Source organism: Sphingobacterium sp. MAE (genome assembly GCF_056711605.1).
In genome coordinates, this window is the sequence record NZ_CM160044.1 from 3,061,313 (window position 1) to 3,081,825 (window position 20,513).

At 36.5% G+C, this 20,513-nt stretch carries 19 protein-coding genes; 7 read left to right on the forward strand and 12 right to left on the reverse strand.

Features of this window, described 5'->3' with window-relative positions; genetic code table 11:
- Window positions 1-2: 2 nt before the first annotated feature.
- Window positions 3-608, forward strand: a complete 606-nt coding sequence (locus AC06G9_RS13135) for an MFS transporter (protein ID WP_480958185.1) — start codon at window positions 3-5, stop codon at window positions 606-608.
- A 100-nt stretch (window positions 609-708) separates the two neighbouring features.
- On the opposite strand, the gene AC06G9_RS13140 is transcribed toward AC06G9_RS13135, so the two are convergent.
- On the reverse strand, window positions 709-1,386 hold the full coding sequence (locus AC06G9_RS13140; RefSeq protein ID WP_480956443.1) for a YceI family protein: 678 nt from the start codon (window positions 1,384-1,386) through the stop codon (window positions 709-711).
- A 153-nt stretch (window positions 1,387-1,539) separates the two neighbouring features.
- Here AC06G9_RS13140 and AC06G9_RS13145 point away from each other — a divergent pair, with 153 nt between their 5' ends.
- Window positions 1,540-1,923: a winged helix-turn-helix transcriptional regulator gene (locus AC06G9_RS13145; protein WP_248753450.1), complete on the forward strand. Its 384-nt coding sequence runs from the start codon at window positions 1,540-1,542 to the stop codon at window positions 1,921-1,923.
- Window positions 1,924-1,926: 3 nt separating this feature from the next.
- On the opposite strand, the gene AC06G9_RS13150 is transcribed toward AC06G9_RS13145, so the two are convergent.
- From AC06G9_RS13150 to AC06G9_RS13165, 4 genes are all read right to left on the reverse strand, one after another.
- Entirely contained in the window at window positions 1,927-2,859 is a 933-nt protein-coding gene (locus AC06G9_RS13150; RefSeq protein WP_480956444.1) for a hypothetical protein, read from the reverse strand.
- Between the two features lie 605 nt (window positions 2,860-3,464).
- Entirely contained in the window at window positions 3,465-3,845 is a 381-nt protein-coding gene (locus AC06G9_RS13155; RefSeq protein ID WP_248753448.1) for a DUF1634 domain-containing protein, read from the reverse strand.
- The gene (locus AC06G9_RS13160; RefSeq protein ID WP_045756582.1) at window positions 3,845-4,681 is read right to left on the reverse strand and encodes a sulfite exporter TauE/SafE family protein; all 837 of its coding nucleotides are present in this window, start codon (window positions 4,679-4,681) and stop codon (window positions 3,845-3,847) included. The genes AC06G9_RS13155 and AC06G9_RS13160 overlap by 1 nt, the downstream gene beginning before the upstream one ends.
- Window positions 4,682-5,260: 579 nt before the next feature.
- On the reverse strand, window positions 5,261-5,641 hold the full coding sequence (locus AC06G9_RS13165) for a DoxX family membrane protein (RefSeq protein ID WP_248753447.1): 381 nt from the start codon (window positions 5,639-5,641) through the stop codon (window positions 5,261-5,263).
- Window positions 5,642-5,929: 288 nt separating this feature from the next.
- Between AC06G9_RS13165 and AC06G9_RS13170 the strand changes: the two genes are divergently transcribed.
- The gene (locus AC06G9_RS13170) at window positions 5,930-6,343 is read left to right on the forward strand and encodes a DUF6713 family protein (protein ID WP_411028102.1); all 414 of its coding nucleotides are present in this window, start codon (window positions 5,930-5,932) and stop codon (window positions 6,341-6,343) included.
- 3 nt (window positions 6,344-6,346) lie between these two features.
- Here the strand turns inward: AC06G9_RS13170 and AC06G9_RS13175 are convergent, their stop codons facing one another.
- From AC06G9_RS13175 to AC06G9_RS13200, 6 genes are read right to left on the reverse strand one after another with little or no spacing between them, the layout of a single operon-like run.
- A complete protein-coding gene (locus tag AC06G9_RS13175; protein ID WP_248753446.1) occupies window positions 6,347-7,492 on the reverse strand; it encodes a cytochrome-c peroxidase in 1,146 nt (381 codons plus the stop codon).
- Between the two features lie 20 nt (window positions 7,493-7,512).
- On the reverse strand, window positions 7,513-9,057 hold the full coding sequence (locus tag AC06G9_RS13180; RefSeq protein WP_248753445.1) for a DUF6850 family outer membrane beta-barrel protein: 1,545 nt from the start codon (window positions 9,055-9,057) through the stop codon (window positions 7,513-7,515).
- A 31-nt stretch (window positions 9,058-9,088) separates the two neighbouring features.
- Window positions 9,089-10,432, reverse strand: a complete 1,344-nt coding sequence (locus AC06G9_RS13185) for a DUF4876 domain-containing protein (protein ID WP_480956445.1) — start codon at window positions 10,430-10,432, stop codon at window positions 9,089-9,091.
- A 4-nt stretch (window positions 10,433-10,436) separates the two neighbouring features.
- Window positions 10,437-13,475, reverse strand: coding sequence for a TonB-dependent receptor (locus tag AC06G9_RS13190; RefSeq protein ID WP_480956446.1), 3,039 nt, complete (start codon window positions 13,473-13,475; stop codon window positions 10,437-10,439).
- A gap of 1 nt (window position 13,476) precedes the next feature.
- Window positions 13,477-14,469 carry a FecR family protein gene (locus AC06G9_RS13195; RefSeq protein WP_480956447.1) on the reverse strand — a complete coding sequence of 331 codons (993 nt, stop codon included), beginning with the start codon at window positions 14,467-14,469 and terminating at the stop codon, window positions 13,477-13,479.
- A 53-nt stretch (window positions 14,470-14,522) separates the two neighbouring features.
- Window positions 14,523-15,077, reverse strand: coding sequence for an RNA polymerase sigma factor (locus tag AC06G9_RS13200; RefSeq protein ID WP_248753442.1), 555 nt, complete (start codon window positions 15,075-15,077; stop codon window positions 14,523-14,525).
- 510 nt (window positions 15,078-15,587) lie between these two features.
- On the opposite strand from AC06G9_RS13200, the gene AC06G9_RS13205 reads away from it, so the two are divergent.
- The 4 genes from AC06G9_RS13205 (at window position 15,588) to AC06G9_RS13220 (ending at window position 18,998) form a co-directional block, all read left to right on the forward strand.
- Window positions 15,588-16,970: a type III PLP-dependent enzyme domain-containing protein gene (locus tag AC06G9_RS13205; protein ID WP_480956448.1), complete on the forward strand. Its 1,383-nt coding sequence runs from the start codon at window positions 15,588-15,590 to the stop codon at window positions 16,968-16,970.
- A 108-nt stretch (window positions 16,971-17,078) separates the two neighbouring features.
- The gene (locus tag AC06G9_RS13210) at window positions 17,079-17,534 is read left to right on the forward strand and encodes a hypothetical protein (RefSeq protein ID WP_248753440.1); all 456 of its coding nucleotides are present in this window, start codon (window positions 17,079-17,081) and stop codon (window positions 17,532-17,534) included.
- Between the two features lie 175 nt (window positions 17,535-17,709).
- Window positions 17,710-18,063 (forward strand): hypothetical protein, encoded by a 354-nt coding sequence (locus AC06G9_RS13215; protein WP_248753439.1) that lies wholly within the window; start codon window positions 17,710-17,712, stop codon window positions 18,061-18,063.
- A gap of 434 nt (window positions 18,064-18,497) precedes the next feature.
- Window positions 18,498-18,998, forward strand: coding sequence for an RNA polymerase sigma factor (locus AC06G9_RS13220; RefSeq protein WP_293925161.1), 501 nt, complete (start codon window positions 18,498-18,500; stop codon window positions 18,996-18,998).
- A 31-nt stretch (window positions 18,999-19,029) separates the two neighbouring features.
- Here AC06G9_RS13220 and AC06G9_RS13225 read toward each other — a convergent pair whose 3' ends face one another.
- The gene (locus tag AC06G9_RS13225; protein WP_480956449.1) at window positions 19,030-20,469 is read right to left on the reverse strand and encodes an SDR family oxidoreductase; all 1,440 of its coding nucleotides are present in this window, start codon (window positions 20,467-20,469) and stop codon (window positions 19,030-19,032) included.
- Window positions 20,470-20,513: the final 44 nt, after the last annotated feature.

The following is a 20,513-nucleotide window of genomic DNA, read 5'->3' on the forward strand; positions in this document are numbered from 1 at the left end:
AAATTTTTAATTTAGGCTTAGGTGCCGCATTAGCTTATTACATGGTACAAGATGCTTATTTCATTATAAATTCTAATTATTTACAGGCATATAAGCACTTTACACCTACCATGACAGGTATTGCATTTGTATATCAAGGAATAGGCTATGTTATTGCCAGTGTGATAGTAAGTCGTTTTATTCAAAAAAACGGCAAAAAGATCATCCTTATCGGATTAACCATGATGGTAATTGCATTAATAGCACATCTTTTCATTTACAATCAAAGCAAAGTTTCTATTCAACAACTCCATGGAATATTGTTCTTTTACGGCTTAGGTTGCGGAACTGTACTACCTTCTTTAATGACCATCGCTTTAAAGGATTTAAATACAGATCTTACTGGGATAGGTTCTGGTATTTATCTGACCATACAACAAATTGCTATTTGCTTAGGCATTGCGTTAGTGTTAGGTATATATTTACATGACCAAAAAGAAACATTCTTACAAATGAAAAATCTAACTCATGCTTATGGGCTTTCGACCCTTATTTCTATTGTCTTATTATCAGGAGTAGCAATTTTCACTATATTATTACCCAATAAAAAAGACAAAATTGGACATTAAATAACCAACAAATAGTATAAATATTGTTAGTGATCCGATTTTGATCATATCCAATCATTAAAAACACGCTTTAAATAATTAAAGCGTGTTTTTTAATGGCTTATTTTTTTGCAGTGATATTCAATTCCATATCTACTTCCTGAGAAATCATCCAATCCTTCGGATCACCCTCAGTACCGTAAGCTAATCCCCAATCTTGTCTGTTGATCGTAAATTTAGATTGAACACTTACTTCATTATCTGTTACATTTACTTTTGCAGGAAACGTAACATTTACAGTCTTATCTTTAATCGTTAAATTTCCGCTAATGATATTTGTTGCATCAGCAATTACACTCTTATCTTTAGATGCGTCAAAAGCAGTTACACTTGTGATCTCAAATTTAGCTGTAGGGTATTTTTCTACTTCAAAGAAATCACCAGTTTTCAAATGCCCATCTAAGTCAGCAGAAGTTTTTCCACCTGATTTTGCAGGATCTACCGAACTTTTATCTGTAACTACAGAATTCATATCAATAACAAAAGATCCACCAGTAATTGCACCTTCTTCAAGAGATACAGTCCCTTCACTTCTTAAAGTACCAAATCTTGGATCAAAACCACCTTTGTGGTATCCTTTCCATTTAATGGTACTAACAGCTGTATCAACTGTAAAAGTTTCTCCCTTTTGTTCAGCTACTTGCTGCTCTGTTCCAGTTTGTGCTTTGTCTCCATTAGCGCCACCACATGAGGCTAATATTACAGAAGCCAATACGGCTACGATTGATAATTTTTTCATTTTTTTATAATTTTATTAATTAAATACACTGCAAAGATAACTTAGTGATAGTTTACAATTGCTATCAGTTTCCTTTTGGAAACTACTTTCCTATTGGAAACTAATAATCGTTTCCGTAATTTTACTTCGTATTTTTGGATCAATAAGTAGCTCATGAGAAAAAATCAAACCATCAATAATAGGTCAGGATGTAAAGCGCGGATAACAGCGATAACAGACACTATGGAAATTTTATCCGGAAAATGGAAATTTCACATACTTGGAACACTCATGGAAGGTGGTAAAATACGCTTTATGGACCTGCTTCGCGAAGTAGACGGCATCGCTGCAAAGATGTTATCCAAAGAGTTGCAAGATATGGAAATGAATCATCTGATAAGTCGCACAGTCCTCAACACAAAACCCATCACTGTCGAATATGAAGTGACCGAATATGGTCGTACATTAGAACCCATTATAGATGAAATTGCAAAATGGGGTGAAGCATATCGAAATGCTATTTTTAAAAAGCAACAAGATCAAACATCACAGATATAAAGATTAAAAGATTTTAGTTATTGAAGACAAAGGTACTTTTTGTTTCCAAACACCAGAAATATCAAATTCATGACCCGAAGACTTATTTTTAATAGTAAAAGTATATATGCACTCCCGCGTTAAGTAGGAGATTTCACCACTTACATGGATTGTTGTATAGGGTTCAACAAGCACTTCTTGTTTACTTCCATCATTCATATAAGATTCTAAATACCGGCCTTCCTTATAAGGAACTTGTTTAGACCAATACGTCACTCCATCTTTTAAAATCTCTCCCATAAAAATAAGTGAGTCTGGCGTATTCATCCAACTAAAAGCATCTTGATCAGTACTCGTAAACTCTGATATGTATTTAACATCTTTAAATATCGAAGTAGTTTCCATATTTTTTGCTCTAGAAGTATGATTATTCAGTTGGATGATACCACAACCTTCATTACTTTTATATTCCTTTCGACTTCCCGGTACTTCTATAATTTCCTTTTTGATAATCTCATAGGTTTCTCCCCGATTCTGAGTGAAAGACAGTTCATCTTGATTGCCGTCAGCAACGATACCGATTGAAAATTTTCTTGGAATACGATTGAAATTCTCTTTCAAGGACATCGTTAATAAATTATTTTGATCAGTCTTCTCCAATTTCAACCAGCTACCCATTAACTCTACCTGACCAACAGCAGTTAATACAGCTGGATTTCCCTCTTTATCGGATAATAATTCACCTGTAAAAGCATCTTTCACATATGCAACCGACCACTCCTTCGAATGAATAGCAATGCTATTACTAGAAAAACCAGAATTCAGTTGGATATCCTTGTAATCAGCATTAAAAAGTTCTGTATTACGATTCAAATCATCTTTATTACAAGAAATGATGGAAAGAATACAAAAAGTGGAAAAACAGGCAATTAGTAATTTCGAATGTTTTAGGATCATCGGTATATACATTAAAGGTTGTCAAACAGGTTATCAAACTCACTGTTAGCAAGTTAAGATTATTTTATCTAAAAAACACATTCTAATAAGTAAAATTTACCATAAAAATTAATACCCTGGTCGCAGATAGGTAGAAAAAAACTGCAAATCAAATATCATACTATCTAAAATTAATATCTTTTAAAACTCAAATAAGGAAAATATTGAGCTTATGCAATTCAATCAGCAAGTATAAATAACAAATGAGGATCAGTTAAATACGTAAAACAATTAAAATAAATACGTTTGATTACAAAGTCGATCCACGATGGCACAAGCTTTGTAAAAAGCTTTATATGTTATATCTACTGAACATTAAAAATTGACTGTTATGAATGCAGAGAATCAAAACGCGACCAAATTAGGACTGAAAAAAGGATATTACTTATTGCTAATGGCAATTTTGGATTTACCTATAGAAGAAAAAATCAAGAAAGCGAGAAAATAGAAAAACAAGTACCCTTTATATAGAAAAGTTCTCCCATGTGGAGAACTTTTCAATTATCAAGAATTTTCATACAGCCAGTAGGAACAACTGACATCAAGTACTTGGATGAGTAGCGTATTTAATGTCCAAATCCAAAATACATACTAAACCCAATAATAACAAGAACAATACTTGTTATAAAAACATACAGCTTATCTCCCTCGAGCATAAAGCTCAATAACGAAAGTAACAATCTTAACAAAGGCGTACAAAAAAGCACTAAAATCGCTAAATAAATAATCGCACGTCCCTGAAGATCTACTACACCCTTTAAAATCCCAGAAACAACATCGACTATACTTCGATCATTTTCCGTAAATCTTCCATAGGCAACAGGTTCATCCGCATGATTAAAAAGAAAGATCAATCCCCCGATTATACTGATGATTAATACACTTCTTACACCGTATTTTAAGACATTGCCTATTATTTTTTGAATAATTTTATCTGTAACCTGCATTAGAATTTACCTTTAAAACCGTTATAAATCATATTAAAAGCTAAGAAAAAAATGATAAAAGCAAAAAATATCCGGAGCTTTTTCGGATCCGTAGCCATCAATATTTTGGATCCAATCATTGCCCCTATCAATACTCCAATCATCACCGGCAAGCATATGTCAGGAACAATATATCCCTTTTGAAGATAAATAACACAACTAGCCAATGCCGTCACCCCCATCATAAAATTACTGGTCGTTGTAGAGACTTTAAAAGGAATTCTCATGATGGTATCCATGGCGATCACTTTAAAAGCCCCCGAACCAATACCCAACATGCCAGAAAGTACGCCAGCAAGACCCATCATGCTAAAACCACCAATAACATTTTTGGTGCCATATGCCACTTCCTGTCCTTTTACAACAGGATAAGTGGAAGGTAATTTCAATCTTTCAGCAAGTTTACTGGATTGAGTCACGATATGCTCTTCTTTTTTTCGGAGTGAATTTGCAGCAGAAAAAATCAAAGCAAAACCAAATAATATAGCAATAGCAGAACTTGGTGCAGCAGTAGAAATTAAAGCACCTACAACCGCACCAGCTGTTGTAGCAATCTCCAGAAACATTCCTAGACGCATATTGGCAATACCTTCTTTAACATAAGCCGCTGCAGACCCAGATGAAGTTGCGATTACGGAGACCAATGCGGCCCCAATTGCATAATGTATATCTACTCCAAGCAAGATAGTCAGTAAAGGAATTACGACTATTCCCCCCCCAAGCCCCGATAGGGACCCAATAATGCCAGCACAAATTGCACCCAGTAGCATAATCAATGTAAACGTTAAAACGGTCATATTTTTATAATAGAATTTAAACGTAGAAAATCCTTAATTTTCTAAGGCAATAAAGTTAGGGATAATATTAATTTTAAAAGGTAATCTGCTTACTTTCTAATGATTCTCTAATATAGACGCTATTAATCTATTATTATTGATTTTGTACAGCGGCAGGTAAGTTTTAAGTATAAATAACGATCATACATTATTAAAATACGCAAATCTAATCAGATAAATACCCTTAATAAGTTCCCCCCCTTAAGATGGCACAAGCTTTGAAAAAAGTTTCTTAAAACATAGTAACACTAAATATTACAGTCATGAATAAGCAAACTCAAAAATCACCAAAGTTAGGATTGAAAAAAGGATATTACTTATTGCTAATGGCAATTTTGGATTTACCTATAGAACAAAGAATCAAAAAAAATAAAAAATAAGGATATGACTACTCTTCTTGAGTATGTCATATCCTTTAATCAGATATAAGCAAACCACAAAAACAGGTTGAACTTCTCTTAATATTGATCTAGGCATCTACATGACGTAAGATAGGGCATAAATCAGACATTAATAAAAACGTAAAAGTTCTTGGATAAGTTATTTGTCAATCATCGGAAGATATTTTTTCCAATTATCGATTATGATCCATAAGACAATTGCGATCAATACAAATACGATGGGCAGTCCAGAAGGAGCTACTGCAATATTAGTCAGCAAAATACCTGTTAAGACCGGAAATATAACAAGGGCGCCTAATGCCCTAGTCCTAGCCGAGATCAGCAACAGTCCACCAACAATCTCGACCACACCTACTAAAGGCAGCAACCAGCCTATTTCCATAAAAGCCTTACTCGATTTTACCATTTCCTCTGGCATATCTTTAGGCATAGGCATATAATGAAAAAATTTGTCCAAGCCTGCATTAATAAACATGAAGCCTGTCAATAAGCATAACACGAAAAGAATCTTGTTTTTCATAATTGATTAATTTTGTTTATTCACGACTTAGAACAGTTTTAAACAATTATTGTTCTATTTTTTTAATATTTTTGATACGACTTCTTATTCACAAGCTCTTTTATCATTAATCCCATTACTTGATCTCACCAAAATTAGTTCCCACTCAAGAGCTTTCGAATTATCTATCATCTAGTTTGTTTTACAGCATGCCTTTTTTATTAATGAAGTTGTATTTTAGGGACATAGTCCTATATTTGCTTCTAAATTTAATTAGTTATCCACTAAATTCAAAAATAGTGACATCAGATGCCAGAACAGATCTTTTTATATATCGGAATCGTATTGTTCATCCTGCATGAAATCGATGCCATAAGGTGTAAAGAATGGCGGATTTTTCCAGGACTCTCTTTGCTCAATGAGCAAATCGGGTATGTGATCTTCCTCTTAGCACATATCCCATTATTTTTCTTGATATATGAAGGACTCACCCCTATTCAATCCTCTAGCGCATTTATCAAGGGTTTTGATATTTTTATGATCCTCCATCTAATTGTTCATCTCTTATTTATCAAACATAAAAAGAATGAATTCAAAGACTATATTTCCTGGACATTAATTATAGGAATAGCGATATGTGGGATTCTAGATTTGACGAAAGATTCATGCTCATACCTCATGTTTAGTTTTCATCCTATAAATAATAATACACTTAATATATAAGCTCTATTCGGGAAGCTCAGGCATTGCTATACGGCGTTGCGTTGGACTACTTAATGCCTGCAAAAATGCCAATACCGCATCGACTTCCGTTTTAGAAAGATTAAGTTTTTTTAACAAGGGGGAATGAATGGGTCTTGTCTTTTCATCAACCACCACTCTTCTCTGTATAGGAGCAGGATTGCCCAGATTATAGAGTTCTACAACATCCCTCAGCGTAGGGAAGTTCCCATGATGCATCCAAGGCCCCGTCAATGCAACATTACGCAGTGAAGGTGTTCGAAATGCGCCTATATCTTTCTGATCACCTGTTAAATGATAATGTCCAAAATCCTCCTGTTTGGTACCATAGAGTGTCTGTCCATCGTTATGAAACAAATTATCTGAAAACAAAGGCGTATTATGACAATTAATACATCGAGCCTTAGTGCGGAAGAGATGAAGTCCTTCTAATTCCTGATCATTGAGCGCATCAGATTGCCCCGACACAAAGCGATCAAATTTATTTGGATAACTCACAATGCTGCGTTCATAAGTCGCCAATGCCTGCTGGATTCTCCATAAAGTCACAACATCATCCCCAAAAGCGCTTTTAAAATGGGTGCGATATCCTGCTATCTCGCGAACATGTGCGACCATCGTGTCCAAAACGGTATTCATCTCCACGTGATCTTGCACAGGCAACAAAACTTGGTCTTCCAGACTTTTAGCCCTTCCATCCCACATAAAACTCTTATAATATCCCACATTATACAAAGTCATCGCATTACGTCTTCCTTCTTTTCTACCGTGTCCATGAGCTAAACTCTTACCATCACCAAAACCGAGCTGCGGATCGTGACAGCTCGCACAGGATAACTGCTTCGATGCCGATAACCGTGCATCAAAAAACAATAGTTTTCCCAATGAAGCCTTTTCTTTACTGAAGGGATTTGATTGCGGATATTCAACCGCGGGCAAAACTCCAATATCAACAAATCCTTTTTGAACTGAAGCATCTAGATGTGGTTTAGGCCACTGACTCATATCGCCACTGCTGTACATCCGGCGAAGATCAGCCATCGAATATCCCGTATCTACTGCATCTCCAAAAGCACTGATTAGTACAGGTAAACAAACCATCAATGCCACCAAAAACTTATTTTTCTTCATCAAAATTAAATATCTCCAACTTAAAATCCATAACTTAAACGTAAACTTCCCTCCTCGCGTGTTCTACCCAAAGGTGCCAAATTCATTCTATCCAAAGCATCAGCTTGATCCGCTTTACGATACGTATAATCTGCTGTCAACTTGATGTAATTACTTTTTCTAAGTCGCTGCATAAAACCCAGACGTAATTTACCTCCCCAAACATTTGCCTGATGATATAGAACATCATGATAAAACACATATTGATGAAATACATTTTCATTGATTACAGGAAGCGTCCATGCAGCACCTAAATTTCTTTCCATAAAAGCGGTCAAACCAAATTCAAACTCTTGATTTCTTGCTGTAGCATAGGTAAATAATGTTGCCAATCCATAGTCCAAACGGTCATAATCCAATCGTGTTTCCGTACCTCCATCATGACGCAATTGATTGGTATACCCTATATTAGCTTCATATAGCTGTTGCCACTTTTTATTATGCACCAAATACGAAAAATCCAATGTATGATGTTTCTTTCTGTAGACATAATTCTGTGCATCGCCACTTTCGATCACCCGATCCTTACCGCTATGGATGAAACTATTAAAAGATACCAGATAGGTACGATTAGACTGTTTTAAGTTCCACAAAAGTTGGTAGCTCAATTGATCGAGATTGAACTTGCTCAATTCATTGATGCGCGAATCATTACGTAGCGTCTGTCTATAGCGTTGTACTTCCTGCAGGTATCCTATATTACCATAGAACTTTCCCAAATGCCCATCCCACGATAAATAAAACTTAGCACCATAACGTTTCATATCATTCTGATAATACATATTCTTTTCATTTAACCAATCGCTCACTTTCCAACCATATCCTCTCACGATGTAGTTCATAAAAGGAGATTCAACCGCACTTAACGCATATTGATCATTACGATAGGCTATTTCCACACGCTCTTGGCCATAGCCATACTTTCCCTCGGCCCCTAACTCCCATTCAGAAGTAATATGGGCACTCCCCCCTAGGCTTCCATTGACTTGAATTGCATCAATCGTACCTCTTGGATCGTTATTACTAAAATGATTACCCACATGATAATCCAAGCCACCGAAGACCGAGTACCGACGGTCAGCAAAGTATTTTTGTCCCCTAGTCTGAATAAGATAATTGATCCTTTCATAATGATTGTAGCCATACGACCCAAAGTACCAGGGTGATGCCGGATTTTCTCGCGTTTGATGGGCAAACCTCGTGCTATCTTCCGTACTGCGGTTATAAGCAAATCTTCCCCACAGCCGTACATCTTTAATTGTTACCGCACCCTCCGAGTTAAAATTGATATTTTTTATTTTTTGAGCATCCTGAGCAGCCCGATACTCTCCACTGATCTGGCTGTATCCCAATTGAATTAGGCTGTAGCGAGGTGAAACAGACTTCTCTAACCACATCGGGTTATCAACTGTGTATTGACGTATTCGGCGCTCTATAGTATCCTGCTCTACAGTCGTTTGCGCATATACTGGAAGGCAGGCTCCCCAAGTTGCAAACAACAATCCTATTATATCTCGTTTTTTCATGAATTGTATTAATTTTAATCAAGTACCTGATCTAATCTGCAAAACCCTTTGGGTTTGCTTTTATGGAAACAAAATCATCCTTAGAATTATTAGAATCCTTCAGCACTCTTCTTCCATTGACCACTGATTTGGTTTTCCGAATGACAGCATTTGAGGAACGAGCTCCACCATCCACAGCAATCCATCCCGCATCATTTTGAGCAGAAAATCGCTTTGGATATTGCGTTGAAGTGGAAGACTGTAGTTCCACTGCATCCAAAATCACATCAACGGGCACCTGTATATATGCTTTGGAATTATTAACCTGACCATCCGCATAAGGCAATCCGTAACCCTTCCAATTTGCTTCAGGTCCCATAGCATCAGATCGAAAGATAAACCAGCTTTGTTGTGCCGTCTGGCTCATGATCAAATCGGCACCACTTCCCCGTCGGATTACCTCCACATTCGGCACATTGGGATTATCCACATCAGATGCCAAAGGCCTTGTTGTACCGATATAAGGTGCATAGTAAGCTTCAAAATCTGCCTTGCTCAAGTCGACTGTTAAACTTGGATCCTGAACAGCGATTACTTTTCCATCAGCTCCCTCATAAGGCGCTTTATGATTGGTTGCCGTAGCCGCTATTACAATACTTTGACCAGGAGCGATCGGATAATCCTGACCTTGACCTGGCAAGCGGAGTATAGTTTGCGCATATACATAGTCCGAATTCGCCTTGATATTGGTAGGCATTCCATATGATTTACTCCAATCGTACTGTTTACTATTCGCTTGATATGTATAGATCGCGTTTCTATTATTTGCTCCATATGCCTCAGCAATGCACAAACTATCAGCATACTGGATCTGGTCCGAATTATTAAAGATTTCAATAAATTGATCTCGGAAACTTGCACCCAAAGTCGCATGCGAACCCGCATAATAGATCTGTTTGATCACCAAGCCATTTGGATTGAAATTGCCACTCACCAAGGACAGATCCCAGTGATGATCTATTTCCCTACCGACCATAATCTCTTTGATCTCCGAACTAAAGGTGATATCAAAATCCTCTTGCCGATCCAGCAATTGATTAAACAAATCGACCTTAAAGCTGATCACAGCTTGTATCCTATAGGTATTAGGAGCAAGCTGTAGAAACTTAATATGACCCTCAGCATCAGTTTGAGCACTGTATATCTTTTTCCCTTTCAACGAATAGATATTAACCGTGATGGTGTCTACAGGTAATTTTTCTTGATACTCCTCGCTTTCATAAGTAATATTGACTGTAACATCCACAGGACCATTATTGGGCAATAATTCTTTCTGACAGCTGCTCAATGACCCCATAAAAATGATCATCAGCATTAAATATTGTTGTAATTTCATATGCTTAAAGTTTAAGTCTTACTTGAGCACCATAACTTGGTTTACCATTAGGAATGACCATCGCACTATCCGATCGTTTATATTGCGGGCGATAATTAAATACATTGTAAACATGAAAAGCTAGGGTCAGTCGTTTACTAATTTCTTTTGATAAGTTGAGATGAAAATTGGTGTATACACCTGGCTGATTTTGATTGTTTATTTCCTCGATCGGACGAAGCAGATGTGCATAGTCGACATTTTCTTTATCAAAATTATCAATCTCATAATATCTTCCGTCCTGCGTAAAATATCCGATCGGGATACCGTCCGTAGCACGTGTATTGGTTTTATTCAAAATATTAAATTCCGTAGTAAAATTTAATAAGAGTTTAGCCTTTGGAATATGGGTACTCGAAGTAAGTGCAGCATTACTGGTCCAGCTGCTGCGCTCAAATACAGGATATAAACCGGTTACAGCATAATTTGGATTATTGGTGTTATTGGTTACGTTTTTCCAATTTTGAACTGGGTTATAGATAGATTTGGTTATACCGCCGCGCAGATTAAATGAAGTCGCTATCGCCGTCCATTTTGGAGTGGATAACATGACCTCTATACCTTGGTTTTTAGTCGTTTTCCCATTAACAAAATTATAGCGGGACAGGCGATGACGCTTTTGACCGTCGATCACATAGGGCAACTCAGCTTCTTGATCCGGATTGTCTATGTAGTTACCCAATAAGATTGAGCTAAAAGACATTTCGCTATATATATCCCGATAATTGCGTTTACTGTAAACATTCAAGCCCCCTCTAAATCCGCGATGTTCATAGGACAACGATAACTCCAACTGCTCAGAAAGTGCAGGTTTCAATTTGCTATTGTCAGGAGTAAACTTATCTACATATAATAAGTATAAACTATTTGCTTCATCCACAGCACCATTATCTTTTACTGCAGTGCGTTGATATAGCGGGATTTCATAGAATACTGGACCAGGATATAACTGTGCCAATGCGGGAGCTTTACTACCCCATCCATAAGCTAAACCAATGCGCAGATCCGGAGTGATTTCATAATTGATATTCGTACGTGGTGAAAATGTAGCATAACCTTCAAACAGATCCAACCGCGTTCCTATCCGTACATGCAGATTGCGATCTGCTATAGTTGTTCTAAAAACATCTTCGGCGTAGAATCCAATCTGATTTTGGGCATGGATACGTGAATAATCATAATATCTTTCAGAACGGTTATCTCCATTTGCAGTTGAAGTATTATTTCGAGGTCGTGTAGGATCTACGATCTGCCCTCGCCCCTTATTCTTTGAAAAATTGTATGAAGAACCAAAATTCAATTGGTGTAAAATACCACCAGTATGGAAACTACCATTCAAATCCAGTCTAGCCGTAAAATCAACAGGTTTGCCTTCCAGATTGGTCACTGCTGTATAGATACCAGAAGCATATTTTCCATTTGTTACCCCTACATCCGTCGCATCGGTATAGATGATGTAGGTATTATTCATGAATTGCTCTTTATAGGTATTCTGATAAGTCTCACTATAACGCACATTAAAACCAATATTAGTCAGAAAACTGTTGTCGATTCTGTAATTGGTCCGATTACCAACAGAAAAATTATAGGCCCTATAGCGCAGAAGTGTTGCAGTAGGATCATCTGGGTCACGACGTACATTGTCCAGATTGCGACCGTAATCAGCAGTAAATGTATTGGTAAAAGCACGATCTTGACCAGCTGCTGTACTCCATATTAAATTGCTTCCAACACGGTCATACGATTTGAGCTTATCACGGTTATCATTATACGAACGTGTAAAATTACCGCCTACCGTAAAAGCACCCCACTTTTTAGTTTGAAAACCTTTCGTTAGTCCATATACAGTTGCATTATCACGAAGTTGCATATTAAAATTGAAAGGAGTTGCACCAGCAATCCGATTGATGATCACAGCCCCATTGGTCATATCTCCATATTTTGCCGAAGAGATACCAGCCACTATTTCAACACTTTCAATGTTATCCGTTGCAATCTGACGTAAATCCACCCCTCCAAATGTATAATCACCAGTATAACGGTCAAGACGGTCTTCACTCCCCATTAAACCAGATATATTACCACCTACATAAGAATTCCCCATACCGCTGATTCCTGGATTGAGCGTCTGCATATTGGCATTATTGGACAGCGCGATTCCATCCATAATCAAAGCAATTCCAAAAGAATTATTCAATGAAAAAGGATCTTTGGTGCCCAAAGAATTTGTACCGAATGAAGCACTACGTAGATTAGCCTGTTGTACCTGCTGTAAAGATGGAGCAGCGATCTTCTGGCCAGGTACCAAACTCAATAAATCGTTGAGACTAAGCGCTCCGGACTGTTCAATAACCTCCCGATTAATATAAAGTGAACTATTACTTTCTAAATTTTGATTCGTACGAGGGCTAACCGTAATTTCGTCGAGGCCCACGCTTAATAACGGTAAAGTAACAGTGGGTATTCCTGTCTGCTGTTTATCCAGCGCTACGTTAAGCGTAATGCCCTGCCTTCCGATCATCGAAAACCTGACCTCAGCAGATTTCAGGCGATGTGCTGGAAACTGGAACCGAAAAGAACCATCTTGCTCTGTCAAAAAATATTGGTTTAGTTCTTTAAAAAACACCGAAACCAAGGATAAGGGCAATCCCGTTTCATCGGTCACTTTCCCGGTCAGTACACCTACAGAGCCATTGTTGATTAAGATATTTCTTCCTGACAATCTCAGCTGCAGATAAGTCTGCTGTTCCAGACTTTGTAAGATCTGAGTCAGTGAACCAGTCATTTGTAGTGAAACCTTCCGGTTGAGATTGATGGTTTTCTCATCATACAGAAAGCTATAGCCCGATTGTTTCTCGATCTGTTGCATAATGGATTTAAGCGACTGGCTTTTACTTTCAATATGGAGCTGTTGTGCCGATACCGATAGTCCATGATAGGAAAAAGCGATACCAAGAAATAAAGAACGAACCCAGATCGCGCTGAGTCTATTATTTTTTTTCATATTATTTTTTATGAGCAATTAAGGTGTTAGATTCAAGAAAGAAGTGGTATGAGGTGGTTAAAGTCAATTTATCCAATACCTGATCCAGATTTTCATGCGCTATAGTTCCAGAAAAATCAAGATCTACATCTGCATCAGCCTGAAAAGAAATGCCATATTTACGAGCCAATTGTTGGCCAATATCCGAATAAGTAGCATGATTAAAGTGCAGTACCCCATTCATCGTCTCTCGTTCTTGTCCCTGATCAAAAGATTCTATAGTATATTTGTCCAACACTTTGTCATATACAAATGCCTGTCCAGGTAAGATGATCAGGCGTATGCTATTATTAAAGATTTCCACTTTACCCGTAAACAGGGCAATCTTTGCTACCTTGTCCTCTTCAAAAGCATGAATATTAAATGAGGTTCCCAAGACTTTAACCTGAAATTCACCTGTCTCGATGGTAAAGGGCTGGTCTTTACGATGAGCTACATCAAAAAAAGCCTCACCTTTGAGCCTCACTTTTCGCTCGCTCGCTGCAAACTGCTGAGGATAGTCGAGTGTAGAAGTAGGCCCTAATCGTACTTTTGTTCCATCAGTCAGTTGCACGTTCATGTACTTACCGGCGGGAACGTATTGTTTTACAACAGCGACTTTTGGCGAGGGGCTCTGCAGCATATCCGGACTTTGCTGAAACAAAAAGATGGACAAACCCAAAAGCAGTACACACGCAGCAGCGTAGGGAAACCATTTCCGAAACAGAATTTTTCGATTTACCTTAACTTCATCGATCGCTTGATAAAGACGCCGTCTTGCCATTGCGATTTCGTCCTCAGATGGCATGGTCTGGAGCTGTAAAACTAAGGCCTTACTTGCTATTGCTAAGTCTTCGTATTGCGGATTTTCCTCAATCCAGGTTTTCCAATAAGTAACATTCTCTGATTCACGATCCAGACAATATTCAACAAAGGAAGGATCACAGATCAATTTTTCAAGAGTAGGGTTATCCATTATTTTTCATGCATTTTAAGAGTAGTGCATGAAATACCTGATTTTTACCTATTTTATTTATAATAATTTAAAATAAGAATTAAAATCACTGTTAAATGACTCTTAAGACTCTTTATAGCTTCATAAATGACATTATATACTGTTCGGACAGCAGCATTTTCGGAAATAGCAATTTCGTCGTAAGACTTATTGTAGAAATATTTCAATTCAATATAGTGGCGTTGCTTTTTGGTCAGCCTAGCCATAGCGGCATGGATATGTCGCTCTCTTTCCATCATTTCCTCAATTCTAATTTTTTGAGTCTCTACAGATTCCTCATAAGGTTCTTCCAGTAAGCTCTCAAAACAAATTTCCTGGGCTTTTAGTTGTCGAAAAATAATACGCTTGAGCCAGACAAAAAGATAATATTTAGGATCACTAATATCGACCGGAAGACGCTCATGCTTTTCCCACAACTCATAAAATAAAATATGGATTGCTTCCTTAACAACTTCTCTATCCTTGGCAATAACCATCCCGTATTGAAACAAAGACCTATACAGTGTATCATAAATGATAAAGAAACTTTCCTTATCCCCTTTTGTAATATTGACCCAGTGCGTTTTCATTTTTCAAGGTCGCTAAGATAACATATTATTTAGATTTATTCCAAATAATAGATATAAATATCCGATACGCGACTAAATTCATCGTATGGATCTGAGAAAAGTGATGAACCAGTTTGCAAACATCAGCTGCATGCACATGAGTCAAAGGTTATTTAAAGCAAATATCAAAAAGAAGAGTTGCTCAGAAATTATAATCAAAAAAGAATCGCTACAGATATTAAATCTATAGCGATATAAAATGGATCTTTCCTATAATGGTTTTGGTATTATCAAATCTTACAAGACCTTACAAAGTGATGCTTAATCTTATTATCAAACAAACATAATATTTTTTTCTCACTAATAGGAATATTACAATAAATATTTCATTTTTTTAGCGGATCAAACAAGTTTTATTGATAGTCTAGAGCACAACCTCGAAAAACACTATTTATTATACATTTACTACCTTAATGTAAGATCACAATAATGATATCTTCGCATTATTTTTATTAAAACAGGCATTGGTGAATGAAAGAACAACTATTGATCCACGAAGTGATCGATCTACCTGACGAATTCGATATAAAAGATTTTAAATTATTTTATAGAGATATTGACTTACTCAGATTATCAAAAGACTATGGAACCCCTTTACGATTTACGTTTCTTCCTACTATTGAAGAAAAGATAAATGAGATGAAGTTATATTTCAAAGAAGCCATACAAAAAACGAACTATCAGGGCAGTTATATGTACTATTATTGTACAAAAAGTTCTCATTTTAGGCATATACTACAAAAAGCTATTCAATCCAATATAGGCGTTGAAATCTCATCAGCTTATGATATCGATTTAATCAAATCTTTAATAGAAGATGGAAATATTAAAAAAAGTACAAAAATAATTTGCAATGGCTATAAGACCTCTGATTATCAAGCTGGAATATTATCCTTGATTCAGCAAGACCATTGTTCTGTCATGCCTATCATCGATAGTAAAAGTGAACTTTTACATTATCTTGAAAATCTGAGTAACACCAATAACTTAACTATAGGAATTAGAATAAACCTGAGTTTTCTACAGACCTATCCTCATGAGTCGAGATTTGGGCTATCACCCGATAATATCATGAGTCACTATCATGATTATATAAAAGCAAACGGGCAAGTGTCCGTCACCACGTTACATTTCTTTAATGAAAAAGGATTCAATACAGGAAATGAATATTGGAATGTATTAGAAGAAGTTATCCGATTTTACTGCCGATTTAAAAGGATAAATCCACAATTAACGACATTAGATATCGGAGGCGGTATGCCCTTTCGAAGCTCACTAAATGACAACATTGATCTATCACTTTTAGTCCGACAGCTTATATCTACCATTCAAAACATCTGTCTGGAAGAAGGCGTTCAGGAACCAGACATCATTACCGAATTTGGAAAATATACGGTAGCAGAAGCAACAGCTACAATTTTCAAAATAAATGAAAAAAAACAAGGTGACCGTGTAGATTGGGCTATTATTGATGGTTCTTTTATTACCCATTTGCCAGATACATGGGCTATTCATCAGGAATATCCCGTATTTCCTATCAATAATTTAAAACAAAATTATAAACCCTATGTGCTAGGCGGATTGACATGTGACAGTGCCGATTACTATCCAAACACGATTGATCGCGGATATGTAATGTTGCCAGATACCGACAATGAACAATATATCACCTTCCTACATACAGGTGCATACCAAGAAGCTCTTAGTGGTTTTGGCGGAATAAATCATTGTTTGATTCCATCACCAAAACATATCATCATTGATCGGGATGATCATGAAGATCTACAATATACTGTCTTTTCTGAAAAGCAAACAAGCCATCATCTTTTAAAAATATTGGGTTATCAAAAATAGATCAATACACCGACGTACTAATTCATTTATTTCAGGTATTTATTGGAACAACTATTACAGCATGTCGACTGTTCTTTCTATACATTGATTAATTTAAAAAGGACAGTTATGATGAAACAACAAAAAAATACCACTACAACAGGACTAGGTTTTATTGTTGCAGTAATATTGGAAAATGCCGATCAGTCACAAATCAACAATCCTGATGGTTCGCCAAAAAATCCGAATGATTTACGCGAGCAAAAACAGGCAGAAAATCCTGCTGAGAATCCTGATCCAGAATTAGAAGATCCAAATTTTGTACCAGAGGATGAAGATGAGGATACACCATCCAATGGACAAGAATCAACACAAAATATTTCAAAAAATAGCGAATTAGATACAGAAGATCCAGTAGAATTTCCCGATGAAGATCAAGATGAAATAGAACAAGGTGAGCCCCAAGAAGAACTTCCAATGGAGGAAGATGATGATCTCACAAGAGAAGAGCCGCTAGAATTGCCTGAGCAAGAGGATATCGATGAAGTAGAAATTAATGATAAAGAGGATACTGAATTAGAATAACACAACAATGGGTAAAGTAATTATTAAAATTACAGCATTCCCTATTCTAACCAGCTCGTTAAATAAGTGACAAACACGCTGGCAGAGCTTACTCTTTATCTTAAATTCCATTCCTTAAATTCAAAATATGATCACAATTGAAAAAAACAACACAAAAAACAGACTAGGCCTGCTTATGTGCGTAATATTAGAAAATAGTAACAGCATTGTTCCAAAACAAAATAATCTATCGGAACAAGATTACCGATCTGAAAATCAATTGAAAGACTCCAGACAATATGATCCTCTTCAAGAAGTTGGCAATGCGGAACACGAAGCAATAGAGCGAGAAAATCAAGAAGATGGCTTAATCGATCGAGTAGATCCAGACAGTGATAAATTAAATCCCGAGGAGGATGAATTAGAAATAGACAATCCAAAGGAAGATCTGTTAGAGGGTGATCCTGAGGAAGAAGTTTTTGACGATGACGATCGCGACATCGAAGAAGATGGTCTTGAAGAAGAAGATAATGATGGCAATTTCTTATAGAAAAAACAATATCTTGATTTAGATATTCATCTAAAAAAAGGAATGCAAGTCAATTTGCATTCCTTTTTTTATTTCCTTACTCGTGCTGATTTCCTAAATGGTCACGCATTCTGAACAACTTAAGTTTTTACCCTTACATTTTTCTAGAAACATGATTTGGAGCGATCATATGCCTATGTATCATCAAAGCAATAATGAAGTCTCCTGCAGCATACGATATAAATACCTGATTTAAAAATTATATCGATTTAAAAAATGCTTGAAATTTAAATAAACTCATGGATAAAATGAAAATAAGACAATTTACATACAAATGCATGCAACGAATTTATACGTATAGTTAGAAAACAAACAATATACCACATTCACTATCAAACTATTATAAAGATATAAGCGTTATTAAATATACTACACATCATAACATGGAGGTTATTATGGAAAATGTAAATTTAAATGTCTTATTTCAAGAAAAAAGACAAGTGTTGAACCATTTCGCTAGTCAATTTACGTCTGATTACGATGAAAAGGAAGATTTGATTCAAGAAACGCTTATGAGAGCACTTAAATCGGTTCATAATTTTATAAATGATCCTAAATTAATGACTTGGTTGTATGTGATTATGAAAAACATTTACATCAATCAATATCGAAGAGAAAGACGTAAACACATCATATATGAAGATTGTATCCATAGCGACCACTTCGATACCACATCCTTTAATTCAAATGAATACAAAATGATTCATGATGATATCCAAAAGGCTTTAAATAGCATTCCAGTTGAAAATGCGGAGATCTTCCGTTTACACTTAGACGGTTACAAGTATCACGAGATTGCCGAAACCTTTAATCTTCCGGAGGGAACAGTTAAATCCCGTATTCATTTGACACGTAAAGTTCTACAACAAAAATTAAAAATGTACCAGTCATCTTAGCGCAACACCAGATTTTAAGCAGCAAACTTCATTATTTATTTTTTGACGTACCTTTAGCAATATTCTTCATCATTCCTTTAAAAATAAAGGAATGAAAAGGTAAGACTGCATACCAATATAATCTACCCGAAATACCAAGTGGACGGAAAGTGGCTGTTTGGATAAAAACATTATTTTTATCAATTTTAAACTCCAACCATGCTTCACCTGGTAATTTCATCTCCGCATATAACAACAATCTACGATCCTTTTTATCGGCTAATATTACTCTCCAAAAATCAATTACACTACCTGTTGATAAAATCTCCGAATTTGTCCTTCCTCGTTGCAATCCAACACCTCCAACCAGCTTATCAAGGAATCCACGGATACCCCATAACCAATCTGCGTAGTACCACCCCGTTTTTCCACCGATCGACCAGATATGTTTTAGTACAAGATCGGGATCTGACACGTCCATAGACCTGATGTCCTTAAAGCATCCATCTTGCGGAACTTCTATCAGTTTTACAAATTGATCTGGGTATCTTTCGATATTCATGGCCTCCCGCCAACTGGATATCACCTGGTTTTGTTCAATTTTTCCAAAAGCCAAACGAATAGCCTCTTCATAACTCATGGGCTGGATATTAATTTTTTCTTGAAGATCGTTAGGTTGAGCTATGACATCTACGCGCATACTCTCCACCAAACTGCTAGCAAGCGGATAAGAAGTAGAAGTAACAAAATAGAGCCAATAAGAAGAAAGCTTTGGTGTCATGACAGGGACTGTCAATATCCAACGCTTAAGCGCCCTAACATGAGCAAACCGCAGCAACATATCTTTATAGGTAATGACTTCAGGCCCACCGATATCATAAGCTTTATTAAATGTATACTCCTGCATCATCACCCCATCTAAAAAGCCCAGTACATCACGAATACCTATTGGTTGGCATTTGGTCATTAACCATTTAGGTGCAATCATAATCGGTAACTTCTCCACCAAGTCCCGTATGATTTCGAAACTCGCACTACCCGACCCTACAATAATACCTGCCCTTAAAGTAGTGACTGCATAACGGCTGGAGTGCAATCTTTCTTCGACGTTCAAGCGAGACTGTAAGTGTTTCGAGAGGTGCTTACTATTCACAATACCACTTAAGAAAATTACCTGTTTGACGCTTGTTTTTTCCATACAAGCTTTAAAACAATCAGCAACAAGGAGTTCAGTTTGTGAAAAATCATTTTCTGAAGATGACATAGAGTGCATGAGGTAATAAGCAATATCGATATCTTCCGGAATTTGGCTCACAAAATCCTTCTTTAGAAAGTCTACTTCTATTACCTCAAAATCAAATCCTTCATATTTACTTTTATCAAAACGATTCCGATCACGTACACAGCAGACCACTTGATGTTTCTTCTCGAGTAGTACCGGCAGCAAACGCTGTGCGATATAACCCGTGGCACCCGTCAACAATATTTTCATATCTTCAAAATTTCTAGTTCTTCACTCGTATTTAATACTCACTA

Bases quoted from the DNA above. Each gene is read 5' to 3' on its own strand.
- AC06G9_RS13140 (WP_480956443.1), bottom strand. From the start codon at position 1,386: ATGAAAAAATTATCAATCGTAGCCGTATTGGCTTCTGTAATATTAGCC.
- AC06G9_RS13190 (WP_480956446.1), bottom strand. From the start codon at position 13,475: ATGAAAAAAAATAATAGACTCAGCGCGATCTGGGTTCGTTCTTTATTT.
- AC06G9_RS13195 (WP_480956447.1), bottom strand. From the start codon at position 14,469: ATGGATAACCCTACTCTTGAAAAATTGATCTGTGATCCTTCCTTTGTT.
- AC06G9_RS13200 (WP_248753442.1), bottom strand. From the start codon at position 15,077: ATGAAAACGCACTGGGTCAATATTACAAAAGGGGATAAGGAAAGTTTC.
- AC06G9_RS13210 (WP_248753440.1), top strand. From the start codon at position 17,079: ATGATGAAACAACAAAAAAATACCACTACAACAGGACTAGGTTTTATT.
- AC06G9_RS13160 (WP_045756582.1), bottom strand. From the start codon at position 4,681: ATGACCGTTTTAACGTTTACATTGATTATGCTACTGGGTGCAATTTGT.
- AC06G9_RS13170 (WP_411028102.1), top strand. From the start codon at position 5,930: ATGCCAGAACAGATCTTTTTATATATCGGAATCGTATTGTTCATCCTG.
- AC06G9_RS13175 (WP_248753446.1), bottom strand. From the start codon at position 7,492: ATGAAGAAAAATAAGTTTTTGGTGGCATTGATGGTTTGTTTACCTGTA.
- AC06G9_RS13225 (WP_480956449.1), bottom strand. From the start codon at position 20,469: ATGAAAATATTGTTGACGGGTGCCACGGGTTATATCGCACAGCGTTTG.
- AC06G9_RS13215 (WP_248753439.1), top strand. From the start codon at position 17,710: ATGTGCGTAATATTAGAAAATAGTAACAGCATTGTTCCAAAACAAAAT.
- AC06G9_RS13180 (WP_248753445.1), bottom strand. From the start codon at position 9,057: ATGAAAAAACGAGATATAATAGGATTGTTGTTTGCAACTTGGGGAGCC.
- AC06G9_RS13145 (WP_248753450.1), top strand. From the start codon at position 1,540: ATGAGAAAAAATCAAACCATCAATAATAGGTCAGGATGTAAAGCGCGG.
- AC06G9_RS13205 (WP_480956448.1), top strand. From the start codon at position 15,588: ATGAAAGAACAACTATTGATCCACGAAGTGATCGATCTACCTGACGAA.
- AC06G9_RS13150 (WP_480956444.1), bottom strand. From the start codon at position 2,859: ATGATCCTAAAACATTCGAAATTACTAATTGCCTGTTTTTCCACTTTT.
- AC06G9_RS13185 (WP_480956445.1), bottom strand. From the start codon at position 10,432: ATGAAATTACAACAATATTTAATGCTGATGATCATTTTTATGGGGTCA.
- AC06G9_RS13165 (WP_248753447.1), bottom strand. From the start codon at position 5,641: ATGAAAAACAAGATTCTTTTCGTGTTATGCTTATTGACAGGCTTCATG.
- AC06G9_RS13155 (WP_248753448.1), bottom strand. From the start codon at position 3,845: ATGCAGGTTACAGATAAAATTATTCAAAAAATAATAGGCAATGTCTTA.
- AC06G9_RS13220 (WP_293925161.1), top strand. From the start codon at position 18,498: ATGGAAAATGTAAATTTAAATGTCTTATTTCAAGAAAAAAGACAAGTG.